This window comes from Flavobacterium potami (genome assembly GCF_020026915.1).
Lineage (GTDB): Bacteria > Bacteroidota > Bacteroidia > Flavobacteriales > Flavobacteriaceae > Flavobacterium > Flavobacterium potami.
The window spans coordinates 665,941-687,696 of sequence record NZ_JAINUY010000001.1; the positions used below are offsets into that span (position 1 = coordinate 665,941).

At 33.6% G+C, this 21,756-nt stretch carries 14 protein-coding genes; 3 read left to right on the forward strand and 11 right to left on the reverse strand.

Annotated elements, in window-relative coordinates:
* The first annotated feature begins 32 nt into the window (after positions 1–32).
* Positions 33–767, forward strand: a complete 735-nt coding sequence (gene kdsB, locus K6T82_RS02950; RefSeq protein WP_223704515.1) for a 3-deoxy-manno-octulosonate cytidylyltransferase — start codon at positions 33–35, stop codon at positions 765–767.
* A 51-nt stretch (positions 768–818) separates the two neighbouring features.
* The gene (locus K6T82_RS02955; protein WP_223704516.1) at positions 819–1,301 is read left to right on the forward strand and encodes a hypothetical protein; all 483 of its coding nucleotides are present in this window, start codon (positions 819–821) and stop codon (positions 1,299–1,301) included.
* A gap of 63 nt (positions 1,302–1,364) precedes the next feature.
* Here K6T82_RS02955 and K6T82_RS02960 read toward each other — a convergent pair whose 3' ends face one another.
* From K6T82_RS02960 to K6T82_RS03000, 9 genes are all read right to left on the reverse strand, one after another.
* The gene (locus tag K6T82_RS02960; protein WP_223704517.1) at positions 1,365–3,785 is read right to left on the reverse strand and encodes an alpha-ketoacid dehydrogenase subunit alpha/beta; all 2,421 of its coding nucleotides are present in this window, start codon (positions 3,783–3,785) and stop codon (positions 1,365–1,367) included.
* Between the two features lie 188 nt (positions 3,786–3,973).
* The gene (locus tag K6T82_RS02965; RefSeq protein ID WP_223704518.1) at positions 3,974–6,721 is read right to left on the reverse strand and encodes a gluzincin family metallopeptidase; all 2,748 of its coding nucleotides are present in this window, start codon (positions 6,719–6,721) and stop codon (positions 3,974–3,976) included.
* 300 nt (positions 6,722–7,021) lie between these two features.
* On the reverse strand, positions 7,022–7,750 hold the full coding sequence (locus K6T82_RS02970) for an LOG family protein (protein ID WP_223704519.1): 729 nt from the start codon (positions 7,748–7,750) through the stop codon (positions 7,022–7,024).
* A 338-nt stretch (positions 7,751–8,088) separates the two neighbouring features.
* The gene (locus tag K6T82_RS02975) at positions 8,089–8,997 is read right to left on the reverse strand and encodes a hypothetical protein (protein ID WP_223704520.1); all 909 of its coding nucleotides are present in this window, start codon (positions 8,995–8,997) and stop codon (positions 8,089–8,091) included.
* Positions 8,998–9,109: 112 nt separating this feature from the next.
* Positions 9,110–11,941 (reverse strand): excinuclease ABC subunit UvrA, encoded by a 2,832-nt coding sequence (uvrA, locus tag K6T82_RS02980; RefSeq protein ID WP_223704521.1) that lies wholly within the window; start codon positions 11,939–11,941, stop codon positions 9,110–9,112.
* Positions 11,942–12,071: 130 nt separating this feature from the next.
* Positions 12,072–13,040 (reverse strand): tetratricopeptide repeat protein, encoded by a 969-nt coding sequence (locus K6T82_RS02985; protein WP_223704522.1) that lies wholly within the window; start codon positions 13,038–13,040, stop codon positions 12,072–12,074.
* Positions 13,041–13,144: 104 nt separating this feature from the next.
* Complete coding sequence (locus K6T82_RS02990; RefSeq protein WP_223704524.1) at positions 13,145–14,929, reverse strand: chloride channel protein; 1,785 nt, start codon at positions 14,927–14,929, stop codon at positions 13,145–13,147.
* 72 nt (positions 14,930–15,001) lie between these two features.
* Positions 15,002–16,690 (reverse strand): gamma-glutamyltransferase, encoded by a 1,689-nt coding sequence (gene ggt / locus K6T82_RS02995; protein ID WP_223704525.1) that lies wholly within the window; start codon positions 16,688–16,690, stop codon positions 15,002–15,004.
* A gap of 33 nt (positions 16,691–16,723) precedes the next feature.
* Complete coding sequence (locus K6T82_RS03000) at positions 16,724–17,308, reverse strand: acyl carrier protein phosphodiesterase (protein ID WP_223704526.1); 585 nt, start codon at positions 17,306–17,308, stop codon at positions 16,724–16,726.
* A gap of 418 nt (positions 17,309–17,726) precedes the next feature.
* Here K6T82_RS03000 and glmM point away from each other — a divergent pair, with 418 nt between their 5' ends.
* The gene (glmM, locus tag K6T82_RS03005) at positions 17,727–19,115 is read left to right on the forward strand and encodes a phosphoglucosamine mutase (RefSeq protein ID WP_223704528.1); all 1,389 of its coding nucleotides are present in this window, start codon (positions 17,727–17,729) and stop codon (positions 19,113–19,115) included.
* A 70-nt stretch (positions 19,116–19,185) separates the two neighbouring features.
* Here the strand turns inward: glmM and K6T82_RS03010 are convergent, their stop codons facing one another.
* Both K6T82_RS03010 and K6T82_RS03015 read right to left on the reverse strand, forming a co-directional pair.
* Positions 19,186–20,670 (reverse strand): glycosyl hydrolase, encoded by a 1,485-nt coding sequence (locus tag K6T82_RS03010; RefSeq protein ID WP_223704530.1) that lies wholly within the window; start codon positions 20,668–20,670, stop codon positions 19,186–19,188.
* 195 nt (positions 20,671–20,865) lie between these two features.
* Positions 20,866–21,741, reverse strand: a complete 876-nt coding sequence (locus K6T82_RS03015) for a lysophospholipid acyltransferase family protein (RefSeq protein WP_223704532.1) — start codon at positions 21,739–21,741, stop codon at positions 20,866–20,868.
* Positions 21,742–21,756 lie beyond the last annotated feature (15 nt).

Genomic DNA, 21,756 nt, shown 5'->3' on the forward strand with positions numbered 1-21,756 from the left:
GAAATTACTTCTTCCTCAAAATGATATAAAAAATGAAAATAATAGCAGTAATTCCGGCGCGATATGCTTCGACACGTTTTCCAGCAAAGCTAATGCAGGATTTGGGAGGCAAAACAATAATTTTAAGAACTTACGAAGCAGCACTTTCAACAAAATTGTTTGATGATGTTTTTGTAGTAACCGATTCAGATTTGATTTTTGAGGAAATTGTTTCCAATGGAGGAAAAGCAATTATGAGTATCAAAGAACACGAATCTGGAAGCGACCGAATTGCAGAGGCCGTTGCTAATCTTGATGTTGATATTGTAGTAAATGTACAAGGAGACGAACCTTTTACAGAAGCAGGTCCTTTAGAACAGGTTTTGTCGGTTTTTAAAAATGATCCAGATAAAAAGATTGATTTGGCTTCGTTAATGCGTGAAATCACAAATGAAGAAGAAATCGACAATCCGAATAATGTAAAAGTGGTTGTGGATCAATCGCAGTTTGCGTTGTATTTTTCTCGTTCTGTAATTCCGTATCCAAGAGAGAAAAATGTTGGTGTGAGGTATTTTCAGCATATCGGAATTTATGCTTTTAGAAAACAGGCATTATTAGACTTTTACAGCCTTCCAATGAAATCTTTAGAAGCTTCTGAGAAGTTGGAACAATTACGTTATTTAGAATTCGGAAAACGTATTAAAATGGTTGAAACGACTCACGTCGGCATCGGAATTGATACGACTGAAGATTTGGAAAGAGCGAGAGCTATTTTAGCTTCTAGATAGATTGCAAAATACAGAGAGAAGGAAATACATTTGAATGTTTAAATAGTTTTAATGAAAAAAAGCACAAAAAATTATGTCGTTAAAAAATTGAAATGGCCTCTTGGTTTTTTTTATTTCTATTCAGGAAATTTTGTTATCTTATCTATGCCTTGTGTGTTGATTTATTTAGGTACTACTAATTATGAAAAAGATGGGGCTTTTTTAATATTAACGGGATTTGTTTTTTTAATTGTTTTGATTTTAAGAATGGAGATGGAACGCCGATTTAAAGAGTTGACTTTGGTTAAAGATTATTCTACCGATGAGATTGGGAAATTATTACAAAAAAATAAATGGATTTTATCTGATCAAGGCGATGGAATTTTAGAATTTTATACAGGTTCAACTTTGTTTTCTTGGGGTCAAAAAGTTACCATAGTAAAAGTTTCGAAAGATAAAATATTAATTAATACTTTACCAAATGGAAGAGCTCTGTTTACTTTCTTTAAAGAGATACTGAATTATAAAATAATAAAGAAAATATTAGAAGAATAATTGAATTTTAAAATAAAAAACGCTCCATCAGGAGCGTTTTTTATTTATGTAAAAATCTAAAATCTAAAATCTCGTATACAAAGCAGGATATTTAGAAGGATTAACTTCATGCATCATATCATAAACTTTTTCGTAGATGTCTTCTGCTGAAGGTTTAGAGAAATAATCGCCATCAGTTCCGTAAGCTGGTCTGTGTGCTTTTGCGGCTAAAGTCTGTGGTTTGCTGTCTAAATATTTATAAGCGTCTTGCTCTTCCAAAATTTGTTGTAAAATGAAAGCTGAAGCTCCGCCAGGAACGTCTTCGTCGATTACTAAAAGACGATTTGTTTTGGCAATACTTTTTACGATATCCTTGCTAACATCAAACGGAAGCAAAGATTGAATATCGATAACTTCGCACTCAATTCCTTTTTCTGCTAATTCATTAGCTGCTTGCTGAACCAATCTTAATGTAGATCCGTAAGAAACTAGAGTAATATCAGAACCTTCTCTTAAAGTCTCTACGACTCCAATTGGGGTTTTAAATTCGCCAAAATTCAGCGGTGTTTTTTCTTTTAGACGATATCCGTTAAGGCATTCAATCACTAAAGCAGGTTCGTCGCATTCTAACAAAGTGTTGTAAAAACCAGCAGCTTGTGTCATATCTCTCGGAACCAAAACATGAATTCCGCGAATAGCATTGATAATCATTCCCATTGGAGAACCAGAATGCCAGATACCTTCTAAACGGTGACCACGAGTTCTAATAATTAACGGTGCTTTTTGTTTTCCAACTGTTCTATATTGTAAAGTAGCTAAATCGTCACTCATGATCTGAATAGCGTACAATAAATAATCTAAATATTGAATTTCAGCAATCGGGCGTAACCCTCTCAAAGCCATTCCAATTCCCTGACCAATAATGGTCGCTTCACGAATTCCAACATCAGCAACACGAAGTTCTCCGTATTTTTCCTGCATGCCTTCTAAACCTTGATTTACGTCTCCAATGTTTCCAACATCTTCACCAAAAATCAAAGTTTCAGGATATTTCGCAAATAAAGCGTCAAAGTTATCACGAAGAATCATTCTTCCGTCCAAATCTGGTTTTGCGTTTTCTGCATATTTTGGAAGCACTTTTTCTACTGAGAATACATTTTGAGCAGATTCTGAATGCTGATTACTGCTGAATTTTTCCTGAGTTTCATTCAGAAATTTTGTGATCCAGTTTGAAAGAATAACTTTGCTGTTTGGAACTTCAATAAAACGAAGAATCTTTCTGGCATAAACCAATAATTCCTTCTTTAAAGGCGCTTTAATTGCAGCCAATTCAGAAATTAATTTTTTGATTCTTTCTTTATGATTAATGCTTGCTTCAGCAATTTCTTCCAATAAAATAAGAAGATTTTTTTGATCCTCAATAATAGGATTGATGAAAGAATTCCAAGCCTCTTTTTTAGCATCAAGAACCTCTTTCTTTAATTGGAAATCTAGTTCTGCCAATTCTTCTGGAGAAGCAATATTAATGGCAATCATCCAAAGACGCATTTGACGAATACAATCAAAATCCTTTTCCCAAGCCAGTCTTTCTGCACTTTTGTAACGTTCGTGAGAACCAGAAGTTGAATGACCTTGTGGTTGTGTTAATTCGTTTACGTGAATTAAAACCGGAATATGTTCTTCACGTGCGATTGCTCCGGCTCTTTCGTAAGTCGAAACCAATTCGGCATAATCCCAACCTTTAACTCTAAAGATTTCGTAACCTTTAGCATCTTCATCACGTTGGTATCCTTTTAAAATCTCAGAGATATTTTCTTTTGTAGTTTGATGTTTAGCATGAACCGAAATTCCGTATTCGTCATCCCATACACTCATAACCATAGGAACCTGAAGAACTCCTGCAGCGTTTATCGTTTCAAAAAATAAACCCTCAGAGGTACTTGCATTACCAATAGTTCCCCAAGCTACTTCATTTCCGTCAACAGAAAATTTATCTTTAATAGTGATACCGTCAACTTCTCTGTAGATTTTAGAAGCTTGAGCCAAACCAAGTAATCTTGGCATTTGTCCTGCAGTTGGAGATATATCTGAGCTTGAATTTCTTTGTTTAGTAAGGTCTTTCCAGGAACCGTCTTCGTTTAAACTGTGCGTTACAAAGTGTCCGCCCATCTGTCTTCCCGCAGACATCGGATCAAAAGCTAAATCGGTATGACCGTATAGACCGGCAAAAAATTGTTTAGCATCCAATTCACCGATAGCCATCATAAAAGTTTGATCGCGATAGTATCCGGAACGGAAATCTCCGTTTTTAAAAGCTTTTGCCATTGCCAGCTGCGGAACTTCTTTTCCGTCGCCAAAAATTCCAAATTTAGCCTTTCCTGTTAATACTTCCTTTCGACCTAAAAGACTACATTCACGGCTAGTTACAGCAATTCTATAGTCATTCAATACCTCAGTTTTGAAATCTTCAAATGTCAGTGTAGTATTGTTTTTTTCTTTTATCATAATCTTGAAGGGTCATGTTTACGACGCGAAATTACTTAAAAACAATCAATAATCATAATTCTTTGAACTAAATATAATTTAATTATTTGTATTTAAATTCGAAAAACTACGTATTTTTTTTAAGTTATTTTGATGTAAAATTTAATTTTGTTGATAATTTCGCAAGTTTTTGTTTAATTTTTATTTGATTAAAACCATTTTCGGGTAAAAAGTGTGAGTAATGTTTTTGGTGAGAAAGTGATTATAAATCGTATTTTTTCATTGTATTTTGTTTGTGATATTTCCCAGCCATTATTAGAATAAACAGGGAAATAAAGTTCGAAGTAATCGGGTACTAGATTTAAACGAACTCCGGTATCATAAGCAAAATACTCTTTTTGATGTTTGTTTTTTAAGAAACCAATATCTCCGTAAAGCTCAACCCAGTTCCAAACCGCATAACTCGCATTTACGGTTGTCATCCACTGATTGGCATACGAAGGCTCTAATTGCGATTTAAAACCTCCCTCTGCAATTACATACTGTTGGCTAAAAATACCGGTGCTTTCAGATCTTCCAAACAAATTATAATCAAATAAATAATCGGTTGGACGGTCTAATCCAAAACTGAAATAATCGGAATTTGTTGTGTTGTACAAGAAACTTCCAGCGAATAATCTCAAATTAAGTTTTCTGTTGTTTTGAAATAATCTTCTGTATTCGATTTCTCCTGAAAATTTACCGAAACCTCCTGAAAATTGCAAATCGGTCATGAAATTCACATGATTAATAAGCTCTGTTTTTGTATTAGAGTAACGGACATTAAAAATAGAATAATTAGGCTCTGAATTGTCCGTAATGTATTCGCTCGCTTCTCGATTTACAATAACGTGACGAAGCAAGAAAAGCTGTTTTCTATTGTCTCTGAAATCTTTTTCGCGAATACGAAATTGTACCATGGGGTTCAATCTCAAATAAGTAGCGTCGGGAGCATAATGATAGTAATTTTGACTCAATGAATAACGTACATTATACAATGTGCTATTTCTATAATATTGATTCCATGAAAAAGCAGAAGAACCCGAAAGTGTTCCTGCATTGATGGAATAGGCCGGATTAATATCAAAGTTGAAAGGTTTGTCTAGAATAGTTTTGTTGTGAAAACGAATTCCAGGAGTAAGACCGTCATATAAATTATAGTTCAATGTCGGAATGTATAATATCTGATTGTAATTTGGATCTTCTAAATCTTTGGCAAAATTAAATTTGATAGGACGATTTAATGCAACTTGTTTCAGTGATTTCCAGTTATTTCTCTGATTGTATTCCGGAACTTCATTGTCAAAGTTGATTACGATTTTGTCTGCATTTTTTCTGGCAAATTCGTAAACAGAATCGTTCTTCACGGGTTCTATCCATTCTTTAAAAACAACAGTATTTTTTTTGGTTCCGTAAACGGGAATTGGAGCGTAAATACCGGTTTTGTTTTTTATAGAAAACCTAATGCTATCTGCGGTTCTTGAAACATTCGAAAATTTATAATCGATGATGTCTCTGGAATCAATTATTGTCTTGAAAAACCAATCTATATTTTTTGGACTTTTCTTGATTAATATTTTTTCAAAGTCGTAACGATTCGATTGGCCAATCTGATTGAGATTGTAAAATTCTTTGACACTTTCAGGAACGATATCATGATTTAAATAATCATCTAAATAACTTAAACTTAAACCTGCGCGATATTTACTCGCAATTTGTTCGTTGAATTTAATCAAAGTGTTTTTAGGGTCTCCCAACGGCTGATCTAAATTTTTACGAGCCATCAGCATATAATAATAACTATACTGCTCATTGAAAGTCAGATTAGTGATATTATAGCTTTTGAAAAGTTTCATGTTCGAAAGTCTTCCCAACATTTTTTGATCCTGATGATGTTCTTCCATGTATTTCATCATGGCATAAATCTGGATTCCATCGTAAACCCAATTGTCTTTTCTAGGGTCTAAACGAAGGCTATTTTTTAGATAATTGTTTAAAAATGTTTTCAAGAATTGTATCTCAAATATAAAATCATCTGAAAACGGACTAATAAACGAAGGAAGCTGATTTAAACCATAAAATGGATTTCTATCATAATCAATTTGAGAAACGGTAATTTTTTCGTGCGGATATTTACCAATAAAATGCTCTGCAAAAGTAGCAACCCTGTCAATGATTATTGCCTTTTGAATATCATCTATTTTTTTGCTTTTTAAATCAGTAAGAACCTCTATAGATTCGTTGGCATATGATTTAAATCCATTTTGCTTTTCAATGAAAAAACTAAAATCGGTTCTGTTTTTTCCCGAAAAAGAATAAATGCTGTAATCGTTGTTGGTTATGTCTTTGGAAACAGTGTTTAAATCGGTAGTAATCGAATATTGATTCGGGATCTTAACAGCAACCTCATAATCTGATACTGCGTTGGCGATATCATCTAAATTGAAGTTGTTGTAAGTTATAAAGCGATCATTTTCAAAACGGGCAGGAGTTATGAACCAGTTTTTTAAAGCCATACCGCCATTTTCATCGAAACCAAAACGAGTAAATCGATCGTTGGGTATTTTTGTGATGTAAGTAAGATGTAAATATAATTTTTCATTGGGAGCCAGTTTTTTGCTTAATCTCACCACAATGTAATCCGGATTTTTTTCAGTTCTTTCCCATTCCAAAGCTTTAAAATTCGTATCGGTAAGACTTAGAATTGTAGTAGCTCCGCGATCAACTGCTTTTGCTAAATGAAAGCCGCGATAAAATTCATCAGAAAAGCGTTTGGCTAAAGGAGTATTTTTACCAACAAAAGCATTGTTCCAGTCATTTAGGACAATTAGATTTAATGAATCAGAAGAAGTGTTGTAATACGCAATATCCTGTTTAATATTTAGAGTTTTAAGCTCAAGATTTACCGCCACTTCCATCTTAGACTGATGTTGTGCAGCTAGTTTTACTGATGTGGATAAAACTAAAAGGAGGCAAATAATTTTATAATGTGCTTTCAAATAGAGGCTTAAAAAATTATAGGTATATTTAATTTACGTACATATTGAAACTTCGGATTTTTGTAAAAATAGCATAAAAAAAGCTGTTTAAAAAAACAGCTTTCAATTTTTACGATATTTAATAAAATTTAACCATATAAGTCATGGAAGTTCATGTGAAATTAATACTTCAACCTCAAACCTGTAATTCTTTATATCTCTTATAAGGTTTGAAATTTTTTAGAAATTCGGACTCAAATCGTATTTTTTGTAGAATTTATCTAATACGTCAACCACTTCGTCTTCTGTATCAACGATTTTAAATAAATCTAAATCTTCTGGGCTTACAGTATGCATTTTTTCTACCAAAACAGTTTTGACCCATTCGATTAAACCAGACCAGAACTCTACACCAACCAGAATAATTGGGAATTTTCCAATTTTCTTAGTCTGGATCAAAGTAATTGCTTCAAACATTTCGTCTAAAGTTCCGAAACCACCTGGCATAACCACAAAACCTTGAGAATATTTAACGAACATAACTTTTCTCACAAAGAAATAATCGAAATTCAGGTTTTTATCGTGGTCGATATAAGGGTTAAAATGCTGCTCAAAAGGAAGTTCGATGTTTAAACCAACTGAAATTCCGCCTCCTAAATGCGCGCCTTTGTTTCCAGCTTCCATAATTCCGGGACCACCTCCTGTAATCACACCGTAACCTGCTTTACTGATTTTATAAGCGATTTTTTCAGCCAATTGGTAATACTTGTCATCTGGCTTTGTTCTTGCAGATCCAAAAATCGAAACGCAAGGACCAATACGTCCCATTGCTTCATAACCATTTACAAACTCAGACATAATCTTAAAAATTGCCCAGCTGTCATTGGTTCTAATTTCATTCCACGTTTTTTGTTTCAAACGGTCCTGAATTACTTTATCTTCATCATTATCAAAATCTTCTAATCTCATTTTAGGTATTTTAATTTATTATTATGTTTTTAATTTTATCGGAAGAAGGAGCTGGTTCCTGCTGTTCCTTCCAATCTTTTGTACCGAACCCCGGTACAAAAGGATTTTCCCTCCCATCAGGGCTAGGGCAGTTGTTTTCAAATAAACAATTGGTTTAATTGAAAGATCTTTCTTTAAAACTTGGAATTTTTCAGAAAAAGCGGATACTAAATTAACGCTTTTTTCTAGAATTGTTACAGAAAACACAAATTATAATCCAAAAGTAATCTTCTGATAATAATCAATTTGAGTTTTTTGATTCATTATCAGTTTGTTAGGTGAAGTAATTCCTTAGATAACTATTTTATATTTTCAATTGTTAAGGAACGATACGTATCACAATAAGTATTTTGTGGGTTTCCGTTCCTTTTTCCAGGAATTATTACTTGAGAAAACGACTGAATTACTCGATCGATTTCATCTTTTATGATTTGGTTTGGAGCTATAGAATTTACATGAACTATTTTTCCTTCTTCATTAATTGTAAAACGTGGATTAAAAATAACTTCACCTCGTAACTCTTGATTGTTAAGTGTTTTTAGCGAAAGGTTCTTAAGTATATGTTCATATAATTTGTCATAAAGACATTTGTTTATTTGCCAATACAGTTCAGCATTTTCGCAGTCTTTTAGAATTGGAGGTGTGTCTACTACAGCAAATTTATTAGCTTTTATAATGACATTTTTGTCTTCTTTAGCAAACAATTGTACGCTGATTTTTCCAAGTTTGTCACTTTCTTTTAATCCTAATTTTTCTAAAGGATATTTTTTGAAAATTTCGATAATTTTTCTGTCTCTCTCTTTGTTTCCAGTATTGATACGGCAATTAGTTGCTTTGTTTGTTTTGCTTATTTCAAATGTTAAACGAATGGTATAACTATAAGCGTTTTTTGAGGGATGTTTATAAAAAGAAGACCATCCAATAGTGGAAAAATCAATGTTTTGCAAAAGTTTTTTCTCCAGATATATCTTGAAATAATTGGCTAGATCACTGTCCTCAGTTGGTTGAGCCAAAGCTTGAAATGTAGTAACTTCTTTGGCATATCCCTCTCTTTTTTCTTCTTTGGTATAATAAGGATTGTCAGATTGGCTTTGTTTAATATCCTTAATTCGTTTTTGAACTACTTTATTAAGACTGTCTTTTTGCGATTGTGTAATCACAGTGAAATGAAATGATATTATCGTAACGAATAATAGGATCTGTTTCATATTTTGTCTTTTTTAAGCTAAAATATAAAATAATTACTATTAAATAATAAGAATCTTTGATGAAAATTTTGAAGGCAAACCCGACAGGTTTTTAAAACCTGTCAGATTTCGTTTACTCCAATTCTTTTTTCAAAAACTTCGCTGTATAACTTTTTTTGTTCTTTGCTACTTCCTCAGGAGTTCCTTTGGCAACCAATTGTCCACCGCCTTTTCCGCCTTCCGGACCGATATCGATAATATAATCTGCCAATTTTATAACATCCATATTATGTTCGATAACCAGAATTGTGTTTCCTTTATCTACTAGTTTATTGATTACTTCCATCAAAACACGAATGTCTTCAAAATGTAATCCTGTAGTAGGTTCGTCTAAAATATAAAAAGTATTTCCAGTATCTTTTTTGGATAATTCTCCCGCTAGTTTTATACGCTGTGCTTCACCACCAGAAAGTGTTGTACTTTGCTGTCCAAGTGTAATATAACCTAAACCAACATCTTGAATCGTTTTAATTTTTCTGTAGATTTTTGGAATATTTTCAAAAAATGGAACCGCTTCATCAACTGTCATATCCAAAACATCCGAAATAGATTTTCCTTTATATCTGATTTCTAAAGTTTCTCTGTTGAAACGTTTTCCCTGGCAAGTTTCGCATTCTACATAAACATCTGGTAAAAAGTTCATTTCGATCGTTCTAACACCTGAGCCTTCACAGGTTTCGCAACGTCCGCCTTTTACATTAAAACTGAAACGACCCGCTTTGTAACCGCGAATCATACTTTCAGAAGTCATGGTAAACAAGTTTCTGATTTCTGTGAAAACTTCTGTATACGTTGCCGGATTCGAACGAGGCGTTCTACCAATCGGACTTTGGTCAATATCAATTACTTTGTCGATATGTTCTAAACCTTCAATTTTTTTATAAGGCTGTGGTTTTTTTACGCCATTAAAATAATACGCATTAAGAATTGGATATAACGTTTCATTAATTAAAGTCGATTTTCCACTTCCAGAAACTCCAGTTACACATGTTAACTGACCTAAAGGAATTTCGATAGAAACATTTTTTAAGTTATTTCCAGTTGCTCCAGTTAATTTCAAGAATTTGCCATTTCCTTTTCTTCTCTCTTTTGGAATTTCCAATTTCATTTTACCGTTCAAATATTGAGCGGTAATGGTGTCTGAAGCCAAAGTTTCTTTCGGAGTTCCAATACTAATGATTTCTCCACCGTATTTTCCGGCTTTCGGGCCGATATCAATTACATAATCGGCAGTTTCGATCATGTCTTTGTCATGCTCCACAACAATTACAGAGTTTCCAATGTCTCGTAATTGTTCCAATGACTGAATCAGTTTTTCGTTATCTCTTTGATGTAAACCAATACTAGGCTCATCCAAAATATATAAAACCCCAACCAATTGCGAACCGATTTGTGTCGCTAAACGTATACGCTGTGCTTCACCACCAGAAAGTGATTTTGAACTTCGACTTAATGCCAGATAATTCAAACCAACATTCATCAGGAAGTTCAAACGATCTTTAATTTCTTTTACAACTTCAGAAGCAATTAAAAGCTGTTTGTCAGTCAAATGATTATTTAAATCTAAAAACCACGCTGTCAAATCTGAAATGTCCATATCACACAGTTCGGTGATGTTTTTTCCATTCACTCTAAAAAACTGCGCTTCTTTTTTAAGACGAGAGCCTTCGCAAACTGGGCAAGGAATTTCATCCATAAAATCTTTTGCCCAACGTTTTATGCTAGTTGTCGCACTTTCGTCGTATTGATTTTTTATAAAATTAGAGATTCCCTCAAAATCAATTTTATATTCTCTGGTTACGCCAAGATCTTTTGAATTGATGGCAAATTTATCCTTTCCACCATATAAAATCATGGTCATGGCTTCTTCGGGAATTTTTTCAATCGGATCAGTAATTTTAAATCCGAATTTTTCTCCGATAGTTTCCAATTGCTTGAAAATCCAAGACGATTTATAGTCGCCAAGCGGAGCAAAACCACCCGCTTTTATTGATAATTTCGGATTTGGGATGATTTTTTTAACATTGATTTCGTGAACAGTTCCCAATCCGTTACAATGCGGGCAAGCACCTTTTGGAGAGTTAAAAGAGAACAAGTTCGGTTCTGGATTTTGATAAGAAATTCCAGTTGTCGGACACATTAAATTTCTACTGAAATAACGTACTTCATTTGAATCCTGATCCAGAATCATCAAAACATTTTCACCATGATGCATGGCAGTATTAATGCTTTCAGCCAATCGTTTTTGTGTATCAGGATTGTCTTCGATAACCATTCTATCGACAACAATTTCAATATCGTGTGTTTTGTAACGGTCTAATTTCATTCCCGAAACCAAATCCTGAACATCGCCGTTTACACGAACTTTCAGAAATCCTTGTTTGGTAATTTGTTGAAATAATTCGGCATAATGTCCTTTTCTGGCTTTAATTACGGGCGCCAGAATATTGATACGTTTTCCTTTGTAATCCTGAATAATCAAATCTTTAATTTGTTCATCAGAATACGAAACCATTTTTTCGCCTGTATTGTAACTGTAAGCATCGGCACCACGAGCGTACAAAAGTCTTAGAAAATCGTATATTTCTGTAATGGTTCCAACCGTAGAACGCGGACTTTTACTGGTTGTTTTTTGTTCAATTGCAATTACAGGAGAAAGTCCATCAATTTTATCTACATCGGGACGTTCTAATCCTCCAAGAAATTGTCTAGCATATGCTGAAAAAGTTTCAACATAACGACGCTGACCTTCAGCATAAATGGTGTCAAATGCCAAAGAAGATTTTCCCGAACCTGATAAACCGGTAATTACAACCAATTTTTCACGCGGAATAGAAATGTCTATATTTTTAAGATTATGAACTCTTGCGCCAAGAACTTCAATAGTATTGTCTTTATCTAACATAATTTTGAGCAAAACGCAAAGTTACCACTTTGATTTGTTCTTTTTGTGCTCGATTGCAAAAGTTTATGTTACAAATAGTAACAAAAAACGCTGATTTAAAATCAGCGTTTTTAATTATTTCATTTAAAAATTAGTTAGAGCGAATATTATTGTCAGCTAATATTTTATTGAAAGTCTCTTCTTTTCCATCTTTTTTCATCTGTGCATAAATCATCTGAATTATTTTTTCAGCGTCTGTTCTGTATGGAGATTTTAGTTCGATATAGATATTATAGGCCTTGCACATATTTTCAAGTCCTTTTTCTTGATCATTTAAATGCAAAGCATACATTTGTCCGATACCATAAAATACCTCTGGATTATTGGGTTCAATTTGAGATAATTTCTCATACGTTTTAACTGCTTTTTTATATTCTTTTTTATACGAATAAACTACTGCAATGTTTTGGAGAGGCATAAGTCCGTTCGGATCTATTTTTAGTGATTTTTCGTAAGCGTCAATTGCTAAATCGTATTGTTCTAATCTTCTGTAGCAAATTCCCATATTGTCATAAGCAAAAGCAAAATTAGGATCTATTTTTACTGCTTTTTTATAAAACTCAATTGCTCCTTTATAATTTTGTTTTTTTGATTCATCAATTGCTAAATAATAATTTTTTAAAGCTTCTTCATTTTCAGAAATGGAATTCTTACTTAGTTTATCATTAGTTGCAATTTTTGTTTTTAAAGAACTACAATTTGCCATTAAATAGCGTTCTATTTTATAATAGGATTCTTTAAATTCGTTTGAATCAGGGTTAAAATTCATGTCAATATTGATTTCCTTTTTTCCTTCTGCATTTTGTGTAGCTTTAGATAAGTCTAGGTTAGCAAATTTTTCACTCATTTGATAAGCTCCGACTTTAACACTAATACACGAATGTATGTCGGCTGCTACAGAATCTCTTACTCTGTCTAGAGTCGGAATAGAATCAATACACTTACAGGCACCGTCTGCGATTTCTTTCAATAGTTTTTCGGTGTCAATTTTTGGGTTTTCTTGAGCCTGAACATTTTGAAATCCGATAAATAATAGAAAAAGAATACAATAGTTTTTCATCTCTAATGGTTTTGTTTTTGGTTGTCTTTTTGGGTTATAAAGCAAAACCAAATATAGTATATATTCTGTATGAATATATCTATTAATTTAAAACCTAGAAAAACTTATTCAATTGTCATAGAACGCAGTTTTGTTCTATATGCTTCAAGTGCAATCGACTTAGAAATGAAACCATGATATTTTCCGTCTCGCAAAACAGGAAGGAATGCCGATTTTGAAATTTCAAATTTCTTCATCACTATTTCCATGCTGTCAAGAGAAGAAATCGTAGTTAAAGGTGCTTTCATAACATCTTTAATCTGAGTGTATTTAACGCGATACGAATTGAAAATAATTTCACGAATATCATTAAAATGTACTACTCCAATTAGATCTTTATCATGATTGACAACTGCAAAAACAACTTGATTGGAATGTGAAATAAGATCAACCAGTTTGCCTAAATTTTCATCAGGATGAACCGTCAAATAATCACATTGAATGATGCTGTCAATATCTAAAGTAGATAAAATGTTAGAATCTTTATTGCTGGTAAAAGCGTGTCCTTTTTTAGCTAATCCTTTTACATCTAGCGAATATTTTTCGTAACGCTTAGAAATAGCAAAACTAATAGAGGAAACAATCATAAGTGGAATCATTAATCCGTAGCCACCGGTAATTTCGGCGATTAAGAAAATAGCAGTCAGTGGTGCATGAAACAAACCGCTTAAGATACCAGCCATTCCAACCATAGTGAAGTTTGTAATTGGAAGTTTGGATAAACCGATTAGCGTAACAAATTTTGAAAAGAAATAGCCCAAATACGAACCTAAAAATAGAGAAGGAGCAAAGTTTCCTCCGTTTCCGCCACTACCAATTGTTAACCCAGAAGCAAAAACCTTCACCATCATGGTTGCACCAATAAAAATAAGCAAAACCCATTGGTTGTTTCTAAAATCGGCAAACAAAGTATTGTCTAATAATTGTCCAGGATCTGCTTCTGAAAGTGTTTTAATACTTTCGTATCCTTCACCAAACAAAGTCGGAAAAATAAATATTAGTAGCGCTAAAAGTGAAGATCCAATTAAAGCTTTTTTGTACGGATTGATTTGTTGTTTAGCAAAATAATGTTCGACTTTTTGAAAATTTCGCGAATAATAAATAGCAACCAATCCAGTGAGAACACCTAAAATAACATAAAAAGGAATGTTGTGGTAATTGAATGCTTCCATTTTTTTGAAACTCAAAAGAATGCTCTCGTCCAAAACAATTGCAGCAACTAACGCACCAGTTGCTCCAGAAATCATTATCGGTGTAAAAGCAGAAATACTGACATCTACCAATAAAACCTCGATTGCAAAAAGAACTCCTGCAATTGGAGCATTGAAAGCCGCGGCAATTCCTGCAGCAACACCGCATCCAATTAATAAAGTTCTATCTTTATATTGTAATTTATAATTCTGAGCATAATTTGAACCAAATGCAGCTCCAGTCACCACAATCGGACTTTCAAGACCCGCAGAACCTCCTAAACCTACGGTAAGAGAGCTTGTGACAATTTGTGCATACATCTGCTTTCTTGGGATAATACTAGCCTTTTTTGCAACGGCATACAGTATTTGCGAAGTACCTTTTTGAATGCTTCCGTTAAGAACTCTTTTTACCACAAAAACCGTCAGCAGAATACCTACAATTGGCAGGATACTGTTAATGAAACTCAATTTCAGAATTCCGTTGATATAGGTAGCAAATGAGAATACGCTGTGCGCGAATGTTTTAAGGATGATAACAGCAAACGAACACGATATTCCTATTAAAACGCTTGATAAAAAAAGAAACTGCTTTGGAGTCATCAAGGATTGCGCCAGGGCAATTATACTTTCTAGTCTTCTGAAATATTTTTTTAGCATTGCGGTTTTAAAATTATCGGTCTTACAAAATTAGTTTATAATCTTAGATAAAAAAAGAAAAACAGCAATCGATTAAAAACCAACCGCAGTATCATCGCCTCTAAAATCGGCACCACCTTCCAATTTATTGTCCGGGAGAACTAGAATGGCGTCGACTTTTCCAATAATTGGAGTTGGTTTTTCGTTGATCAAATAATTTTTTGCTTTAAGCTTGTCAATTGTTTTACTTTCAAAAGTATTCGGTTCAAAAGTGATTAAGTCAGGCAGCCATTGATGATGAAAACGTGGAGCATTTACCGCTTGCTGCATGCTTAAATTGTATTCATAAACATTTAAAATCGTTTGTAAAACAGAAGTAATAATCGTTGATCCTCCTGGAGTTCCGACAACCATGAATAGTTTTCCGTCTTTTTCTACAATGGTTGGTGTCATCGAACTTAACATTCGTTTTTGTGGTGCAATGCTATTGGCTTCATTTCCAACTAATCCAAACATATTAGGCGTGCCAGGTTTAGCACTAAAATCGTCCATTTCGTTATTTAGGAAAAAGCCTAATTCTTCGCAGTAATATTTAGAACCATAACCATCATTTAAAGTCGTTGTAGCCGCAATTGCATTTCCAAACTGATCTACAATGGAATAATGGGTTGTTTCTGTGCTTTCGGCATAATTTACTTTTCCTTCCTTTATTTCAGAAGATAAAGATGCTTTCTCAGGATTAAAACTCGCCATTCGATCTCGTAAATATTTTTCATCCATTAATTCTTTCAGCGGAATTTTTACAAAATCCGGATCACCTAAAAAATAACTTCTGTCGGCGTAGGCTCTTCTTTCTGCTTCCACAATTACCTGAATGGCGTCTGCAGAATTATGTCCCATTTTGGCTAAATCATAAGGTTCCAGCATTTTTAGAATTTGTGCAAGACAGATTCCCCCGCTGCTTGGAGGCGACATAGATGTGATTTTTAGATTTTTATATGTAAACTGAAGCGGTTTTCTCCATTTTGCTTCATATTTGGCTAAATCGTTTAGGGTAATAATTCCGCCCTTTTCTTTGAGATAATTGACCAGAATTTTTGCTGTTTCACCTTTATAAAACTCATTTCTTCCTTTCTTTTGAATTCTTCTTAAAGTATTGGCAAGGGCCGGATATTTGATTGTGTCATTTTCTTTATAAGTCTTTGAAGCGGGAGAATTCTCCCCATTTATCTTGACAATTTTGTCGTGATAATCACTTAGGCTTTTTTCTTGTTTTTTGGTTACAATAACGCCTCTCTCTGCCAATGCAATTACGGGTTCTAAAATTTTGGCTATTGGCATTGTTCCGTATTTTTTATGCACCGCAAAAACGCCTGCAATAGTTCCAGGAACGCCAATTGCAAGTGCTGTTTCAGTACTTTTTCCTTTTATGACATTTCCTTCTTTATCTAAAAACATGTCTTTTGTAGCTGCCAATGGTGCTTTTTCTCTATAATCTAAAGATCCGACTTCGCCATTTGCTTTCCTGTAGACCATAAATCCGCCTCCACCGATATTTCCGGCAAACGGAAAAGCAACTGCCAATGCTAATTCGGTTCCGACCATGGCATCAAAAGCATTTCCACCTTTTTTCATAATATCTGCTCCGATTTTTGAAGCTTCTTCACGGGCAGAAACTACCATTGCTTTTGTGACCACTAAGCCTGTTGGATTTGAAGTGGATTGCTGCGCATTGCTGATTGTGATATATAAAAATGCTACTAAAAGCGAAATTTTTTTCATAGATAAATTAAATTAAAATTAAGAGTAAGAAATTTAAAGAGAAAGCAGTTTCACTTTAGCCTCTTTTTTTATTTCTTCAAAAAATAAGGTGAATTCCTCTTCAAATTCATCGTAAAACTCCCTTAATTCTTCGACTGCATATTGCATTTGTGAAATGTTCTTTGACCTTCGGTCCATTTGAGTCAGTATTTGATGAATTCCATCAACAGTGCGGTAACTCAAAAGCCAGTTTCGGCCAATCATATAAGGCATTAAATCCTGTGTTTTCTCGCTTAGAATTTCGTAATTGTCATGCAACGAATTATAAAATCGACTAATAAAGCTTTCTAACTTTTCATCAGAATAATTGCTCCAGTTTTTGGCTAGAAAATGATCATAAACAATATCTACAATGACACCAGAATAATGATGGTATCTTTCATGAAGACGTTTGGTGCTTTTTCTGAAAATATCGTGAGAATCTGTATAAGTATCAATAAACCGATGGAGTAAAATTCCTTTTTGAACATCGAGTGGAAAATGCTCGAATTGCTTTCCGCGAATTCCATCTGCCATAAAATTCCCGATTTTGATAAAATCATTCTCTCCAGAAAGGTATATATGGGCTAAGAAATTCATCTTTTTTAAGTTTCTAAGAATCTTAGTGGCTGAGATTCTAAGTTATTTAGTAAAAGTATAAAAACTTTTTTAAATCATTTTGTTATAAATACAACCTATTGAAAGTGGTTTCTTATAAGTTAAATTTAAAATCTTAGAAACTTAGTACTTTAGTAACTCGGTAACTTTTTTATTTAAAGTTTCTAAGTTTCTAAGATACTAAGATACTAAGTTTTTTGTATGAGTGCTATCTGTAGGGTTTGTACAATTAGTTTATTACCCTTTATATTCGTACAATTGTGATATATGTTTAATATCTGGTCATTTCAGTATGTTTTTTTTTGGCTTTTTCGCAATGATTGGAGAAACTTAGAACCTTAGCAACTTAGTATCTCAGCAACTTTTTTATATTTGTAAAAAATAACCCTAACTCATTAAAATGACTCTAATAAAATCTATTTCCGGAATTCGTGGAACTATCGGAGGAAAAGTAGGAGATAATCTAACTCCTGTTGATGCAGTGAAATTTGCATCGGCGTATGGAACTTTCTTAAAAAATAATATCAATAAAGATAAATTGACAGTTGTAATTGGCCGTGATGCAAGAATCTCTGGACCAATGATTCATAATTTGGTTGTAAATACATTGATTGGTTTAGGAATCGATGTTATCGATCTTGGACTTTCTACAACGCCAACTGTCGAAGTTGCAGTGCCTTTGGAAAAAGCAGATGGTGGAATTATTTTAACAGCATCTCACAATCCAAAACAATGGAATGCCTTAAAATTATTAAATGCAAAAGGAGAATTCTTAAGCGGTGCAGACGGTGCTAAAATTCTTGAAATTGCCGAAGCAGAAGCTTTTGATTTTTCTGATGTTGATAGTTTAGGCGAAATCATTACGAATGATGCTTATATGGATATTCATATTGATGAAGTTTTAAATCTTCCATTAGTTGATGTCGAAGCTGTTAAAGAAGCTAAATTTAAAGTTGTAGTAGATGGTGTAAACTCATCTGGTGGAATTATCATCCCTAAAATTTTAAAATTAATGGGAGTTGAAGTGGTAGAATTGTACTGCGAACCAAACGGACATTTCCCTCATAACCCAGAGCCATTGAAAGAACATTTAACTGATATTTCTGAATTGGTTGTAAAAGAAAAAGCTGATTTTGGTATTGTGGTGGATCCAGACGTAGATCGTTTGGCTTTTATCAGCGAAGACGGAGAAATGTTTGGTGAAGAATATACTTTGGTTGCCTGTGCAGATTATGTTTTGAGTAAAACTCCTGGAAATACGGTTTCTAATATGTCATCTTCTCGTGCTTTAAGAGACGTAACGAATACGCATGGCGGAAGCTACGAAGCAAGTGCAGTAGGAGAGGTGAATGTGGTAGAATTAATGAAGAAAAATAATGCTGTAATTGGCGGTGAAGGAAACGGTGGAATTATCTATCCTGAATTGCATTACGGACGTGATAGTTTGGTTGGAGTTGCTTTGTTTTTAACGCATTTAGCGAATAAAAAAATGTCGGTATCTGCCTTGAGAGCTTCTTATCCGGAATATTACATGAGCAAAAATAAAATTGAATTGACTCCGCAAATTGATGTTGATGCGATTTTGACTCAAATGACAGAGAAATATAAAAATGAAGATATTTCTACAATTGACGGTGTAAAAATCGATTTTGCTACAGAATGGGTTCATTTAAGAAAATCAAACACAGAACCAATTATTCGTATTTATACTGAAGCACCTTCTCAAGATGCTGCAGATAAATTAGCGCTTAGAATTATTGATGAAATAAAAGTAATTGCAGGAATCTAATTGCTGTTTTTAAATAAAAAAAAGCCTCTTTTGAAATTTCGAAAGAGGCTTTTTTATTTGATTAGAATTCTTAGTTCTTAATAATTTTAATCGATTTTTTAATGTTGCCATAAGTTGCATTTACAATGTAAACCCCTTTGGCAAGTTTTTCTCCAATCTTGATATCCTGATTTGTAGAATAATCAGAAGAAGAAAAACAAACATCTCCTTTCATATCAATTATTTTGATGGTTAAAGGTTCTGTTGTGTTCGATTTAATATGCAAAGTCGATTGATTTTTGACAGGATTAGGATAGATTGTAAAACTGTCTTTTTCTAAAACATCATCTTTAACTCCAAGATTTGCTACGGCAACATCAATATAATTAAAATTGAAATCATTTGATTTGAATTTAATTTTCAAATAAACTTCGCCTTTTGGTAAAGTAACTCCGTTTACAATTTTATCGGCATAGGTTTGCCAGTCGCCCGTTGCAGGAAATGTTTCGTTTGTTTTGACCACAACATCATTTACAAGAACATCAAATTTCCCTTCCAAAACAGGAGAAGCAACCCTGAAAGTTAAATTATAAGTACCAGCATCCACAACATTTAACATAAATTCGTTCCAATCTCCATCACTGATAAAACAAACATTCTGCCCTGTATTGGCATCGGTGGTTGCTTGTAAGCCAGTTCCTTTTCTTCTATAATGTTTATTGGCGATAACACGACCAGGAACCGTCATTTTTTTAGTAGTATAAGGAACATTGATATATTCTGTTCCGATTGGTCTAAGAACGCCGCTTTGTATTTCTAATAAAGGGTTTTCTGCCATATCTTTCCAGTTTCCATTGACTCTTCCAGAAAACCAAGAATAACGAAAAATATCTGGATCATCTTCATAATTGGTCAGGATTTGTTTCATAAATGCTATTTTATCGGCTGCACTTTGAATAACCCTGTTTGAAAATTCAGTAATCCAAAGCGGTTTATTGAATCGTTTTAAAAGCCCTGTAACACCAATTACCGAGCCTGCAGTATTATCATAAGTATGAAACGCAATAAAGTCTACTTTGCAATTTGGACATAGTTGAAAGAACTGATTGTGCCAAACAATCGGATCTGAGATTCCTCCGTAATTTTGAGGTCCGTTGTAAGCTGGTGAAGCGCTGACAATTTCAAGGTTTTTTGCAGCAGCAATTTTTTCGATATTGGGCCAGGCATTAACAGCTTCTTGTGGCGTCAATCTTGCACCATCATTAAAATTGGGTTCGTTAAAAGCAAGTAAATACTTTGCTCCAGGTTTAATTTTATTGATAAATGCTTGAACCTCTGCGTCGCTAATTTTCCCCCATGCCATTGGAACGAATTCGACACCTAAAGATTCATAATCTGCATTAACAGCAGCTTCTGGTTCTGGAGACCAGTTGTACCACCAAGAAAGTCCGGGTTTTAAAGCTAAAAGATCTTCTTTAGAATGTCCGCCGTAAGCAATACCTCGTTTTGGACTTTGAGCGGAGCTAGCAGCAAACAGAAAAAGCAATAAAATTGTAAAAGATAGTTTTTTGATCATGGTTAATGATTTTTTGGTTTTTTGTAGATAATTAGAGAATATCAAATTTAAAATGTTTCCTTTTTTTTGCCATTCAAAAAAATCATTACAAAAACACATCAAATCCATGTTTTGAGGCGTAAATTGATGTTTTGTACCACATTTAAAAGAAAAAGTCCGAAAACAAATTTTGTTTTCGGACTTTTATATTGCTGTTTATTTTGTAACGCGGTGTTTCCATCTTTTGTGTGTCCAGAGGTAAAATTCTGGAACTTCAAGAATTTGCTTTTCCACCTCTTTTAAATACATTTCCGTAATTTCGAAATCTTTAAATTCTTTAGGATCATCGGCAAGCGAAAGAAAAGTTGCTTCGTAAAATCCTCTTTTTACTTTTTTTACTTTCACCATAATAACAGCCAAATCGTATTTTTTAGCCAGCATTTCGGCACCCGTATGTACAGGAACTTCAACTCCCATAAACTCCATTGAATGAAAAATTCTGTCCAGTTTTGGAGATTGATCGCTTGCTAAACCATACATGCTCAAAACACCATCACGTTGATTTTGTGCCATTGTTGGAATTGCTTTTCTGGTTTCGATCATTTCGGTATTGTATTTCGAACGGATTTTTCGAACCAATTTATCAAAATAAGGATTTGCTAATTTTTTGTAGACCGCAACTCCCTGAAAACCAAGTTTTGGATTTATAGTTAAAAGCCATTCGTAACTTGCATAATGCGAAGCAACCAGAATAACACTTTTTCCTTTTTTAGCGTAATCTAGTACCAGATCAATATTCGTTACATGAAATCTCCTTTCCATTTCTTCTGGAGACATGCTCATTGTTTTAATCATTTCAAGAAACATATCGCACATATGTTTGTAAAACTTCTTTTCGATATTTTTTCTTTCGGCATCGCTTAAATGTGGAAGGGTAAGCGCCAGATTTTCACGAACTACTTTTTTACGATATCCAATAACTCTGTATACTAGAAAATACACAAAATCGGAGAATAAGTAAAATAAAGGAAATGGTAAAATAGAAATCAGCCAAAGTAAAGGATAGGCCAAAATATAAACGAGAAACTGCATGTAGCTTTTTTTTAC